The 13,399-nt window shown below is 57.6% G+C and carries 12 protein-coding genes; 7 read left to right on the forward strand and 5 right to left on the reverse strand.

What is annotated here, in order from left to right; translation table 11 throughout:
- The first annotated feature begins 166 nt into the window (after positions 1 to 166).
- Complete coding sequence (pspF, locus tag ACUTQW_RS06460) at positions 167 to 1,174, forward strand: phage shock protein operon transcriptional activator (RefSeq protein WP_006325659.1); 1,008 nt, start codon at positions 167 to 169, stop codon at positions 1,172 to 1,174.
- 193 nt (positions 1,175 to 1,367) lie between these two features.
- Here the strand turns inward: pspF and zigA are convergent, their stop codons facing one another.
- The 3 genes from zigA to folE2 are packed head-to-tail and all read right to left on the reverse strand — an operon-like array spanning position 1,368 to position 4,047.
- The gene (zigA, locus tag ACUTQW_RS06465; RefSeq protein WP_006325661.1) at positions 1,368 to 2,555 is read right to left on the reverse strand and encodes a zinc metallochaperone GTPase ZigA; all 1,188 of its coding nucleotides are present in this window, start codon (positions 2,553 to 2,555) and stop codon (positions 1,368 to 1,370) included.
- 12 nt (positions 2,556 to 2,567) lie between these two features.
- A complete protein-coding gene (locus tag ACUTQW_RS06470; protein ID WP_004945126.1) occupies positions 2,568 to 3,128 on the reverse strand; it encodes a carbonate dehydratase in 561 nt (186 codons plus the stop codon).
- Complete coding sequence (folE2, locus tag ACUTQW_RS06475) at positions 3,118 to 4,047, reverse strand: GTP cyclohydrolase FolE2 (RefSeq protein ID WP_020439134.1); 930 nt, start codon at positions 4,045 to 4,047, stop codon at positions 3,118 to 3,120. The genes ACUTQW_RS06470 and folE2 overlap by 11 nt, the downstream gene beginning before the upstream one ends.
- A 206-nt stretch (positions 4,048 to 4,253) precedes the next feature.
- Here folE2 and sapA point away from each other — a divergent pair, with 206 nt between their 5' ends.
- From sapA to ACUTQW_RS06505, 6 genes are all read left to right on the forward strand, one after another.
- Positions 4,254 to 5,894: an ABC transporter substrate-binding protein SapA gene (gene sapA / locus ACUTQW_RS06480; protein ID WP_062791818.1), complete on the forward strand. Its 1,641-nt coding sequence runs from the start codon at positions 4,254 to 4,256 to the stop codon at positions 5,892 to 5,894.
- Positions 5,891 to 6,856, forward strand: a complete 966-nt coding sequence (gene sapB, locus ACUTQW_RS06485) for a putrescine export ABC transporter permease SapB (protein WP_004945135.1) — start codon at positions 5,891 to 5,893, stop codon at positions 6,854 to 6,856. Before sapA ends, sapB begins: the two co-directional genes overlap by 4 nt.
- Complete coding sequence (gene sapC / locus ACUTQW_RS06490; protein WP_006325668.1) at positions 6,843 to 7,733, forward strand: putrescine export ABC transporter permease SapC; 891 nt, start codon at positions 6,843 to 6,845, stop codon at positions 7,731 to 7,733. The genes sapB and sapC overlap by 14 nt, the downstream gene beginning before the upstream one ends.
- Entirely contained in the window at positions 7,733 to 8,725 is a 993-nt protein-coding gene (sapD, locus tag ACUTQW_RS06495; RefSeq protein WP_004945143.1) for a putrescine export ABC transporter ATP-binding protein SapD, read from the forward strand. Before sapC ends, sapD begins: the two co-directional genes overlap by 1 nt.
- 1 nt (position 8,726) lies before the next feature.
- Positions 8,727 to 9,539 carry a putrescine export ABC transporter ATP-binding protein SapF gene (gene sapF / locus ACUTQW_RS06500; protein WP_004945147.1) on the forward strand — a complete coding sequence of 271 codons (813 nt, stop codon included), beginning with the start codon at positions 8,727 to 8,729 and terminating at the stop codon, positions 9,537 to 9,539.
- A 419-nt stretch (positions 9,540 to 9,958) separates the two neighbouring features.
- Complete coding sequence (locus tag ACUTQW_RS06505) at positions 9,959 to 11,149, forward strand: CMD domain-containing protein (protein ID WP_004945150.1); 1,191 nt, start codon at positions 9,959 to 9,961, stop codon at positions 11,147 to 11,149.
- On the opposite strand, the gene ACUTQW_RS06510 is transcribed toward ACUTQW_RS06505, so the two are convergent.
- Together ACUTQW_RS06510 and dacD are read right to left on the reverse strand one after the other, a co-directional pair.
- Positions 11,150 to 12,046: a LysR family transcriptional regulator gene (locus tag ACUTQW_RS06510; protein WP_006325669.1), complete on the reverse strand. Its 897-nt coding sequence runs from the start codon at positions 12,044 to 12,046 to the stop codon at positions 11,150 to 11,152.
- A 72-nt stretch (positions 12,047 to 12,118) separates the two neighbouring features.
- Complete coding sequence (gene dacD, locus ACUTQW_RS06515; RefSeq protein WP_006325670.1) at positions 12,119 to 13,288, reverse strand: serine-type D-Ala-D-Ala carboxypeptidase DacD; 1,170 nt, start codon at positions 13,286 to 13,288, stop codon at positions 12,119 to 12,121.
- Between the last annotated feature and the right edge of the window lie 111 nt (positions 13,289 to 13,399).

A 13,399-nucleotide genomic window follows, 5' to 3' on the forward strand; every position in this document is an offset into this window, starting at 1 on the left:
TCTGATGGCGTCTGAAGCGCCGCGTTAAATAATACAGCTTGCCCAAAGACTTAATCAAAACTCGTGCCAACTTTTATTTAATTGAATAATAAGGATTATTTATTTTTGACACTCCGTCAACTTGCTGTAGAGTGATTATTTTCACCAAACATTGGCGAATTTCATCATGAGCGAACAGTTAGAAAACCTGCTGGGCGAAGCGAACGCCTTTGTCGAAGTATTGGAGCAAGTCTCGCAACTGGCAAAGTTGAACAAGCCGGTGTTGGTGATCGGCGAACGCGGCACCGGCAAAGAGCTGATCGCCCACCGTCTGCACTACCTTTCCAACCGCTGGCAAGGGCCGTTTATCTCGCTTAACTGCGCGGCTTTGAATGAAAACTTGCTGGATTCCGAGCTGTTCGGCCATGAAGCGGGAGCCTTTACCGGCGCGCAGAAACGCCACCTGGGTCGCTTTGAACGCGCCGACGGTGGCACGCTGTTTCTGGACGAACTGGCCACTGCCCCCATGCTGGTGCAGGAAAAACTGCTGCGGGTGATTGAATACGGGCATCTGGAGCGCGTAGGCGGCAGCCAACCGCTGCAGGTCGATGTGCGGTTGGTGTGCGCCACCAACGATGACTTGCCTGCGCTGGCGGCAGCGGGGAAATTCCGCGCCGATCTGTTGGACCGGCTGGCGTTCGACGTCGTTCAACTGCCGCCGCTGCGCCAGCGGCAGCAAGATATCATGTTGCTGGCTGAACACTTTGCGATTCAGATGTGCCGCGAGCTGTCGCTGCAGCTGTTCCCCGGCTTTACCGAACGCGCCAGGGATACGCTGATCGCCTATAGCTGGCCGGGCAACGTGCGGGAATTGAAAAACGTGGTGGAACGTTCCGTATACCGGCACGGCACCAGCGCCAACGCGCTCGATGAGATCGTTATCAATCCCTTTGCCCAACGGGAAAGCCCCTTCCCGCTGCCGGAGCGCGAAACGCGCAATGACCGACCGACGCTACCGCTGGATTTAAAAACCTGGCAGTTGGAACAGGAAAAGTCGTTGATCGAGGCAGCACTTCAACAAGGGAAATTTAACCAACGCAAGGCGGCGGACCTGCTGGGGCTGACCTATCATCAATTGCGGGGGATGCTGAAAAAACATGCTCTCCTGCAAAATGGGGGGGCGGAAGAAGACTAATGGGCAAAAAAAAAGCCAGCACCCGAGCTGGCTTAAAAAACACTGGAAGCAATGTGAGCAATGTCGTGCCTTTCACAGCAGAGCCACTGAGCGTGGCCTTCCGTGAACGACAAACAAATGATAATGGTTATCACTATCACCTGTAAAGCAATTTGTTGAGAATTTTTCTCATCACCACACTGATGTTGTGTACTTACCACTCAGGGAAGGGATCGGCCATCCTCCGCCAATAGTCCACACCGGCCACCATTTCGTCATCGGTCAGTAAGCAGGCATCCAGCAAGCGGGTAATCTCCGCCTGTCGCAGATTCTGGCCGATAAACACCAGCTCCTGACGCATATCGCCAAACGGCTCCACCCATTTTGCCTGAATCTGCGCCCGGGTTTCTTCATCTTGTGGCCAGCTCTCCTGCGACAGCGCGCGCCAGAAGGTACCCGCCAGTCCATAATGAGCGATGCCACCGGCCTGACTCCACTGCCCCGCTTGTCTCGGACGCGTAGCCAGCCAGAAGAACCCCTTTGAACGCAACAGCTTACCGCCACCCCAGTCGCCGTTGATCATCCGATAAAATTTATCCGGCGCAAACGGCCGCCGCGCCTGATAAACAAAGCTGCTGATGCCATAGTTTTCCGTCTCCGGAACATGCTCGCCCCGCAACTCCTTCAGCCAGCCCGGTGCCTGTTGGGCCTTTTCGAAGCTGAAACTGCCGGTGTTCAATACCGCCTCCAGCGGCAATTTACCGGGGGAGATGGGGATAATATTGGCATCCGGGTTAAGGCTCGCGAGCAGCGCCATCACTTCCCCCTGCTGTTCTGGCGTCAGCAAGTCGGTTTTACTCACCAGCATCACATCGCAAAATTCGATTTGCTCGATAAGCAGATCCGCCACGCTGCGCAGATCGTCCTCGCCCAGGCTTTGCCCGGCCTCCTGCAACGTTTGAGCCTGCTGGTATTGCTGCATAAAATTCACGCCATCCACCACCGTGACCAGCGTATCCAGCCGGGCGAACTGCGACAGGCTTTCACCCTGTTCGTCTTCAAAGGTGAAAGTTTCCGCCACCGGCAGCGGTTCTGAGATCCCACTGGATTCAATCAGCAGATAATCGAAGCGACCGGCCTGCGCCAGTTCGCGCACCGAGATCAACAGATCTTCGCGCAGCGTGCAGCAGATACAGCCATTGCTCATTTCCACCAGCTTTTCCTGTCGGCGATCGAGCTGGACCTGGTTTTCGATCAGCGCAGCATCAATGTTCACTTCGCTCATGTCATTAACGATCACCGCCACGCGCATGCCCTGGCGGTTATTCAGAATATGGTTGAGCACCGTGGTTTTACCGGCGCCGAGAAAACCGGAAAGTACGGTAACGGGTAACGGATTCATCAGGTTCCTCACTTAAAACTCATTACGTAATGCCTGGTAGCCGCGAACCAGTTCGACGTTAGTGGCGGCCACTTCTTCAGAAAATTGCAGCGCGCCGCGATCAACCTGGCGATACAGCGACAGATCGCTGTCGGCGCCGACGCGCTCGGTCGATGGGATATACAGGTTCTCCGGCAGCGTGACGCCATCCACCACCGCGTTGTACCGCACCACGCAGCCGGAACGGATATGGCAGTTGAACAGCACGCTGTTGAACCCGATAAACACCCGATCCCCGATGCGGCACGGGCCGTGAACAATCGCGCGATGCGCGATGGAGCTGTAGCTGCCGATGGTGACCGCCGCGCCGCTTTTCGAGTGGATCACCACGCCGTCCTGAATATTCGAGTGAGAACCGATAACGATCGGCTCCATATCGCCGGCCGCATTCAGTTCATCGGCGCGGATCACCGCGTAGGGGCCAACGTAGACAAAATCTTCGACAATCACCCGACCACAGATAATGGCGGTAGGATCGATATAGGCCTTTGGCGATACCTGCGGCAGGTGGCCACTGGGGTTTTTACGCAGCATCGCCTTCCTCCCGCCAGCTCAGTTCGGCCACCGCATTGTGGGCGTGCAGGCTTTCCTGATGCTCCACCCGCAACGAGAATCCTCGCAGGCCGCATTGGCTGCGCAGCATCCGGTACAGACGGCGCGCGGCGTCCTCGCAAAACATCAGGTTTTGGCCATTAGCCAGGGCGAAGGCCTGCTCATCGCGACGCTTTACCAACGTTTGCGACGGCGTACCCAGCGCATGCTCAATGCGATCGATTAAATTGACCACCGGTAACGCCGGTTCACTGCTACCGAGCGTCAGCGTCACCCAGGCCCAACTGCGCTGGCTGTGCGGGGTCGCGGGCATTCCCTGCTCACCCAGCCAATCGATCACCTGCTGCCGATCGACCCTGTTCGGCTCCTGTTCAAAATCAAACTGAAACTGCTGTTGCGCCAGTTGACGGCTGAGCGCCGCCGAGCTGGGACAGGTGGAGGAATAAGGCACGCCGATCGTCAACGACAGCGTCAGAGCCTGGGCTAACGTGGCGTCAATGCGCAACGGGTAGGCTTTCCAGCCGCGATGCGGCGAGAGTAGCGCCGGACGTGACACCAGCAGTTCGCCGCGGATACTCAGGCTGGCATGGTCGCTGTGTTCAGGCTGCGAAGCCAAAAAAGCATCCAGCGTTCGCCCGATGCGCTGCGGCGTCAGTTCGCCTTGCGTCAATTCATCCAGCGCGAGATACAGCCGCGACATGTGTATTCCCCGCGCGCCCTGCCGACCGGCACGCAGATTGATCCCGGCATTAACCTTCGCCATCAGCGGTTTGCCCGCAAGCTCCAGCGGCAGCGCTATCTCTTGCATCCCGACCCAATCGAGCCCGACGTCACTCATCTCACCCCGCCAGGCCTGCGCATCCGGCAACGGCTGGCGGGGTGGAAGTGCAATCTTGTTCATACGTCCCCTTGCTGTTATTGATATCGTGCCTGGGGACGGTAGCATGAAATTGTTATGTTATAACATATCATTTTAAAGATTTTTTGCCTGTGGCGGTAAAGTGTTCAATCAAGTCGCAGAAAACTCTGCCATTTTGCTCAATGGATTGGGCAGTTCGCCAGAGTGCGATACACTAACGCTATTGCTTATTAACCCATGAAGCGTCTATGCGTGGTTTACCCCTTTGGATACTGTCATTGTGCCTTACGAGTTCTGCCCTGGCCTCAACACCGCCCGCGGCGCCGCCGTTGCCGGACATCCGCCAGAGCGGCTTTGTCTATTGCGTCAGCGGCATACTGAACACCTTCAATCCGCAGATGGCCAGCAGCGGGCTGACGGTCGATACCCTGGCCGCACAGCTGTACGATCGCCTGCTGGATGTCGACCCTTATACCTACCGGCTGATCCCCGAACTGGCGCAAAGTTGGGAAGTGCTGGATAACGGCGCAACCTACCGCTTCCACCTGCGCAAGGACGTGCCGTTCCAGACCACCGCCTGGTTTACGCCAACCCGCAAATTGAACGCCGACGACGTGGTGTTCAGCTTTGAACGCATGTTTAACCAAAAGCATCCGTATCATGACGTCAACGGCGGCGAGTATCCGTACTTCGACAGTCTGCAGTTTGGCGACTCGGTGCAAAGCGTGAAGAAGCTCGACGACTACACCGTCGAGATCCGTCTGCAGGCGCCGGACGCCTCGTTTTTGTGGCATATCGCGACCCATTACGCCCCGGTGATGTCGGCAGAATATGCGGAAAACCTGACGCGTGAAGGCCATCAGGAAATGATCGATCGCGAGCCGGTCGGCACCGGGCCCTTCCTGTTGAATGAATATCGTTCGGGGCAATATATCCGTCTGGCGCGCAATGACGTTTACTGGAAAGGCCAACCGCGCATGCCACAGGTGGTGATCGATCTGGGCGCCGGCGGCACCGGCCGGCTGTCGAAGTTGTTGACCGGTGAGTGCGACGTGCTCGCTTATCCCGCGGCCAGCCAGCTCTCGATTCTGCGCGACGATCCGCGCCTGCGCCTCACGCTGCGGCCGGGCATGAACATCGCCTATCTGGCCTTTAACACCCGCAAACCGCCACTGAACAATTTAAAAGTGCGTCAGGCCATTTCGCTGGCAATCAACAACCAGCGCCTGATGCAGTCGATTTACTACGGCACGGCGGAAACCGCCGCCTCCATTCTGCCGCGCGCGTCGTGGGCCTACGACAACGAAGCGCACGTTACCGAATTTGATCCCGCAAAATCGCGCGAAATGCTCAAGCAAGCGGGTATTGAATCGTTGAATCTGAAGCTGTGGGTACCCACCGCCTCGCAATCTTATAACCCCAGCCCGCTGAAGACCGCCGAACTGATCCAGGCCGATTTGGGCCAGGTTGGCATTAACGTCACTATCGTGCCGGTCGAGGGCCGCTTCCAGGAGGCGCGACTGATGGAGATGAACCACGATCTCACACTCACCGGCTGGGCCACCGACAGTAACGACCCGGACAGTTTCTTCCGGCCGCTATTGAGTTGCGCGGCAATCCGCTCGCAAACCAACTATGCTCACTGGTGTGACCCGGGGTTTGACGAGGTGCTGCAAAATGCCCTGCTGTCGCAGCAGTTGGCGCAGCGCATCGAAAACTACCAGAAGGCGCAAAAAATTCTTGAGCAGCAACTGCCGGTGTTGCCGCTGGCCTCCTCATTGCGCCTGCAGGCTTACCGCTACGACATCAAAGGACTGGTATTGAGCCCGTTCGGCAACGCGTCATTTGCCGGGGTGTACCGTGAATCCGCGGAGGGGCCGAAAAAGTGATTATCTTTACCTTGCGCCGCATCTTGTTGCTGCTGATCACGCTGTTCCTCCTGACTCTGGTCAGCTTTAGTCTGAGCTATTTCACGCCGCGCGCGCCGCTGTACGGCGCCGCCCTGCTGGATGCCTACCACTTTTACTTCGTCAGCCTGCTGCACTGGGACTTTGGCGTTTCCAGCATTAACGGCCAGGCGATCAGCGAGCAACTGCGCGAAGTGTTCCCCGCCACCATGGAACTGTGCCTCCTTGCTTTCACTCTGGCGTTGTTTATCGGCATTCCGCTGGGGATTATCGCCGGCGTGATGCGCGGCAAATGGCAAGACACCGCCATCAGCACCTTTGCCCTGATCGGATTTTCGATGCCGGTTTTCTGGTTGGCGTTGCTGTTAATGCTGTTTTTCTCGCTGCACCTTGGCTGGTTGCCGGTCTCCGGCCGTTTCGACCTGCTGTATCAGGTCAGGCCCATCACCGGTTTTGCGCTGATTGATGCCTGGCTGTCGGATTCGCCGTACCGTTCCGAGATGATCGGCAGCGCGTTGCGCCATATGATATTGCCGATTACCGCGCTGGCGGTGGCCCCCACCACCGAAGTGGTGCGCCTGATGCGGATCAGCACCGACGACGTGCTCAGCCAAAACTACATCAAAGCCGCCGCTACCCGGGGCTTGTCCCGCTTTACCATTATCCGTCGCCATGTGCTGCATAACGCGCTGCCGCCTATCGTTCCCAAACTGGGGTTGCAGTTCTCCACCATGCTGACGCTGGCGATGATCACCGAAGTGGTCTTCAATTGGCCGGGCCTGGGGCGCTGGATGATTAACGCCATCCGCCAGCAGGATTATGCGGCAATCTCCGCCGGCGTGATGGTGGTCGGCACCTTGGTGATCGCCATTAACGTCCTGGCCGATATTTTGGGCGCAGCAACCAACCCACTGAAACATAAGGAATGGTATGCCCTTAGATAACGTATACCGCGAAAAGAAAATGCCCAGCCCGCTGCTTTACACCTGGCGGATTTTTTACGGCGATGCCCTGGCGATGATCGGCTTCTACGGCGTGATCGCGCTGCTGTTGCTGTGCGTATTCGGCAGCCTGTTGGCGCCTTATGCACTCGATCAACAGTTCCTGGGTTATCAGTTGCTGCCGCCCTCCTGGTCGCGTTACGGCAACGTCTCCTTCTTTCTCGGCACTGACGATCTCGGCCGCGATATCCTGAGCCGTCTGTTGACCGGTACCGCCGCCACTTATGGTTCGGCGTTGTTGGTTACCGTCGCCGCCGCCTTTTTCGGGGTGATCCTCGGCGTGTTTGCCGGCGTGACCCACGGCCTGCGCTCGGCGGTGCTGAACCACATTCTCGACACCCTGCTCTCCATTCCCTCGCTGCTGCTGGCGATTGTGGTGGTGGCGTTCCTTGGGCCAAAGCTCGAGCACGCGATGCTGGCGGTCTGGCTGGCGTTGTTGCCGCGCATGGTGCGCACCATCTACAGCGCAGTGCACGACGAACTGGAAAAAGAGTATGTGGTGGCGGTGCGCCTCGACGGTGCCTCGACGCCGCAAATCCTGTGGTATGCCGTGATGCCGAACATTGCGGCGGTGCTGGTGACCGAATTTACCCGTGCGTTGTCGATGGCGATCCTGGACATCGCCGCACTCGGTTTCCTCGACCTCGGCGCACAGTTGCCCTCTCCTGAATGGGGCGCCATGCTCGGCGACTCGCTGGAGCTGGTGTACGTCGCGCCCTGGACGGTAATGCTGCCCGGTGCGGCAATCCTGATCAGCGTGTTGCTGGTTAACCTGTTGGGCGACGGCATGCGCCGCGCAATCAACGCAGGAGTGGAATAATGCCGTTACTTGATATCCGCAACCTGACGATTGAATTTATGACCGCCGACGGGCCGGTCAAGGCGGTCGATCGCGTCAGCATGACGCTGACCGAAGGTGAAGTACGGGGTTTGGTGGGTGAATCGGGCTCGGGCAAAAGCCTGATCGCCAAAGCGATTTGCGGCGTAACCAAAGACAACTGGCGCGTCACCGCCGACCGTTTCCGCTTTGATGATATCGATCTGCTGCAATTGACGCCGCGCGAGCGACGCAAGCTGGTCGGGCATAACGTCTCGATGATTTTCCAGGAACCGCAGTCTTGCCTGGACCCTTCGGAGAGCATCGGCCGCCAACTGGCCCAGGCGATCCCCGGTTGGACCTATAAGGGCCGCTGGTGGCAACGTTTCAACTGGCGCAAACGTCGTGCCATTGAGTTGCTGCACCGCGTTGGCATCAAAGACCATGTCGACATCATGGGCAGCTTCCCCTACGAACTGACCGAAGGCGAATGCCAGAAAGTGATGATCGCCATCGCTCTGGCCAACCAGCCGCGCCTGCTGATTGCCGATGAACCGACCAACGCCATGGAGCCCACCACCCAGGCGCAAATTTTCCGCCTGTTGGCCCGGCTTAATCAAAACAACAACACCACCATTTTGTTGATCAGCCATGATTTGCAGATGATGAGCAAATGGGCCGACCGGGTGAACGTACTGTACTGTGGCCAAACGGTGGAAAGCGCGCAGTGTGAAGATCTGCTGGCTGCTCCTCACCATCCGTACACGCAGGCGCTGATCCGCTCAATGCCGGATTTTGGTCGTTCATTGCCGCATAAAAGCCGGCTCAATACGCTGCCGGGCGCCATTCCATCGCTGGAACATCTGCCGATCGGTTGCCGGCTGGGGCCTCGCTGCCCCTACGCGCAGAAAAAGTGCATCGAGACGCCGCGCCTGCGCCCGGTGAAAAACCACTTATTCGCCTGCCACTTCCCGTTGAACATGGAGGAGCAATAACATGGAAACGCTGTTGGAAGTGCGCAACCTGACCAAAACCTACCGTTACCGCACCGGGCTGTTCCGTCGCCAGCACGTTGAGGCGGTGAAATCGGTCAGCTTTACCCTGCGTGAACGGCAGACGCTGGCGATCATCGGTGAAAACGGTTCCGGCAAATCGACGCTGGCCAAAATGCTGTCCGGCATGGTTGAACCATCATCCGGGGAACTGCTGATTGACGATCACCGGCTCGGCTACGGCGATTATCGCTACCGCAGCCAGCGTATCCGCATGATATTTCAAGATCCGAGTACGTCGCTTAACCCGCGCCAGCGCATCGGTCAACTGCTCGACGCCCCGCTGCGGCTGAATACCGATCTGGAGGGCCCAGAGCGTGAACAGCGCATCTATCAGACGCTGCGCCAGGTGGGCATGCTGCCGGACCACGCCTATTACTATCCGCATATGCTGGCCTCCGGCCAGAAACAGCGTGTGGCGCTGGCCCGTGCGCTGATCCTGCAGCCCAAGGTCATCGTCGCCGATGAGGCGCTGGCTTCGCTGGATATGTCGATGCGTTCGCAGATCATCAACCTGATGCTGGAACTGCAGGAGAAACACGGCATCTCGTACATCTATGTGACTCAGCATCTGGGCATGATGAAGCACATCAGCGATCAGGTTATGGTGATGCACGAAGGGGAAATCGTTGAGCGTGGCAGCACCGCCGAAGTGCTGGCCGCGCCATTGCACGATCTGACCAAGCGCCTGATCGCCAGCCATTTCGGTGAAGCGCTGACCGCAGACGCCTGGCGGCGCGACGGCGGCCGATTCTGACGCTGGCAGGAAACCCGCTTTCGAGCGGGTTTTTTATTGCCGAACAGCCCGCCGCGCTTATCCAATAACCTCAAATACAAATTACAATTTTGTTATATATCATTATATTTTATTCCATTCAGTTATTGATTAGCACTTAACATTATTTTATCTCGCCTATCGAATCGGTGAGGATATCCCCTACGTTGAGCTTATTAAACGACAGGATATCGCACTGATGAACAGCCCCCGCAATCGCCGACTCGCGCAGTTTCTGCTCGCTTTAGCCGCAGGTTTCTCTGTTTATGGTCACGCATTGTGTTGCGATGACCGCCGCTGATCCTGCCATTCCATGCCCGCTTCGGGTATGCACCTCTTTTGTCTTGCCGCCGCTGCCTGTCGCACCGGTGGCCGTTGCTCATGATTAAGGATTACCCCCTATGGAACTACTACGTCGACAACATAATGCCCAGTGGTATCACGAAACCCAAAGCAGCGTTCGCGGAGACCAGCCGCTTGAGCCGCAAGCGGCCACCGTCCGCGACAAATTCTTGCTGGGGCTGGGCGCATTTGCCGACGAAGCGTTGAACACCGCACTGACCGCGCGCGCCGGGGTATTTAATGCCTCGCACGCCAGCTATCACGTGTTGTTCCCGGATCATGTGACACTGACAAGAATGGTGACATTGTCACCTTACGATCGCCTTAGTACCGCACTGACCGTGGCTCAGGTGACCGGCGTTCAATCCCTTTGTAGCCATTACGCCGCTCGCCTCGCCCCGCTGCACAGCCCCGACGCCTCACGCGAAAGCAACATCCGCCTCGCCCAAATCACGCAATACGCCCGGCAACTCGCCAGCCAACCGACCCTGATTTGCAGCAAAGCGCTGCAACAGCTCAGCGATGTCGGATTAAGCCCGGCGGATATCGTGACCTTCTCGCAGATTATCGGTTTTGTCAGTTACCAGGCGCGCGTCGTCGCCGGCGTGGCGGCGCTGGCCGGGCGGCCAACGGGTGTGGTGCCCGGTTTCCCGAATATAGAGGATGCTGAAGGAGTGGAGTTCACCGACGAGGAACTGACGTGGCAATCGCGATTACCGCCGATAGCCCTGGAAGACGCTCGCGCTGAACAGCTCGACGTGCTCGACCAAAGCCACCCGGACGCTCGCAGCGAGCCTTATTATCTGCTGCTGGCCCACGATGCCCCCGCGCTGCGCGAACGCAACGGCGTCTTTAACAGCATCAACGCGGACGGTTACGGGTTGTCGGCGCGGTTGAAAGCGCTGGCGACGCTGGCCGTTTCGCGCATTAACGGCAGCCGCTATTGCGCATCGACCGTGGCCCAGGATATTCAGGACGCCGCATTGGCAGGCGCCATCTTCACCGACATTAACCGCGGGCTGGAAAGCAGCGATAATCCCGTAGTCCAGGCGGTGATCCGCGTTGCCGCAGACCTGACCCGCACGCCGGAAAAGTTCACCCCGCGCAGCGTACAGCCGCTGTTTAACAGCGGGCTGAATCAGGCTCAAGCCCTGGACGTGATCCTCACCGGTGCCCTCTACGCCTGGGAGAACCGTTTACGTCAGACCCTCGGCGATACACAGACGATCGGCGAGAGCCAACCGGCATAATTACTGCAACAGCCAACTGCTGGCGGCGTCGAAAAAATGCTGGGCCAACGGCGACGCCCGTCCCGGCTCAGCTATCACCACTGCCGCATGCCGCGACATGGCGGGAATGGCGACTGGCCGCCGCTGCAAGTCCGGCGTCATGGCCGGCAGCAGGTTACCTTGCGGAAACAGGCCACAGCCCAGGCCAACAAAAATGCCTTCCAGCAGTTGGAAAATAGACGTGGTTTCCATGCGCGCATGCAACGTCAACCCGGCTTCACGAAAGTTTTGATCGAGGTAACGGCGGAAGTAACGTGTAGGTTCAGCCAGGCACAGCGGCAGCGCGGTGACCTCCGCCAAGGTCAAAGGTTTATCCCCCACCAAGTGCGGGAAGTGCTGCGGATGGAAGACCAGTTCGACGCCGGCGTCAGCCAAAGGCTGCGACTGAAAATGCAGCTCTTTCAGCGTCGCCAACTCAAAGAAACCGATGCCGATATCCACGGTATGCGCCGTCAAGGCTTCCAGCAACTGATCGGCGCTCAACACCGCAACCCGATAGTCCAACTGCGGGAAACGCTCGCTGACCGCTTTAAGCATTTGCGCCAGTGAAATGCTGCACTGCGGCACGGCACCGATACGCAGGGTGCCGTTAAAGCCGTGCTTGAGCGATTCCACCTCCAGTTTCAACCCCTGATAAACCGATACAATCTCGCGCGCCCACGCCAACACACGCTCGCCTTCCGCGGTAAAACCGCCAAAGTTATTGCCGCGGTTGATCAACGAAACACCCAATTCTTTTTCCAGGTTTTTCAACCGCATGGATAACGTTGGCTGGCTAACGAAACTGGCTTCCGCCGCTCGGCCAAAGTGGCGCTCTCGTTCCAGATTGCACAGGTAGATCAGTTGTTTAATATCCATAAGGCGGCTCGGGAAATAATGACTGTCCTTAGTATATCACTGCGGGGACTTTTGGGCGCTGTGCTCGATGGATCAGAGTTTCAGCTTCGCATAGTCCATCAGGCGCGAGAACATACCGCCGTCGTTTACTGGCTGCAGCGCCACCAGCGGCAGAGTTTTCAACAGCTTGCCGTTATCGCTGATGCGGATCTCCCCAATCGACTGCCCCTGTGCCAACGGGGCCTCAAGACGCGAAGGTTTTATCACATACTGGGCTTTCAACTTGTCCGCCTCGCGCTTTGGCAGGCTGAGGTATTGATCCTGTTCACTGCCCACCGGCACAAGGTGGCGATCGCCATACCACACTTTTTCCTGCCCCAGCGTTTGCCCGGCGCTAAACAGATGCACGGTGGCGAAATCTCGCAGACCCCAGGTCAGCAGTTTGCGGGCCTGATCTTCTCGCCCTTTTGCGCTTTTACCGCCCATCACGACGGCAATCAAACGCCGGTCGCCTTCGGTTGCGGAGGCAATAATGTTAAAACCGGCCGATGCGGTATGACCGGTTTTCAGGCCGTCCACCCGCAGGTTTTTATCCCACAGCAGCCCGTTGCGGTTCTGTTGGGTGATCCCGTTCCAGGACAGCGATTTTTCGCTGTACATATGATACTCCGCCGGTTCGCTCATGATGATGGCGCGTGAAATCACCGCCAAATCGCCGGCCGTAGTGAACTGGCCCGGTGCGTCCAGCCCGTGGACGGTTTCAAAATGCGTATTTTGCAGGCCAAGCTGAGTGCTTTTTTCATTCATCAATTTGACGAATGCGGCCTGGCTACCCGCCACGTAGTCCGCCATCGCCACGCAGGCATCGTTGCCGGAGTCAATAATAATGCCGCGACTGAGATCGCGCACCGTGACCCTGTCACCTGGCTTCAGAAACATCAGCGAGGAGCCCTTGAACACCGGATTGCCCTGCGCCCAGGCGTCTTTGCCCACAGTCACCACGTCGTCCAGGCCAATTTTGTGCTGGTCGAGCGCATGATCAATCACCAATCCGGTCATCAGTTTGGTCAGGCTGGCCGGATTGCGTCGCTCGTCCGCATTGTTCTCCGCCAGTACCTGACCGGTGGTATAATCCATCAATACGTAAGAAGCCGCGTCTATCGCCGGCGGAGTATTGAGAGGGAAACTGAGTGGCGCATCCGCCGCCTGTACCGCCAACGGCAGCAGAACTCCGGTCATCACAGACAATACTGAACGCTTCACTCACCCATCCTTAAATAAAATTCTAATATAATCCGCGGGATAGACTGCACTAAAGGCGCAGTCAGCGGAATCATTAGTCTTTTTCAGGGAATAACATAGTGAAACTATTTG

The sequence above is a fragment of the Serratia sp. TSA_7 genome (genome assembly GCF_052692135.1).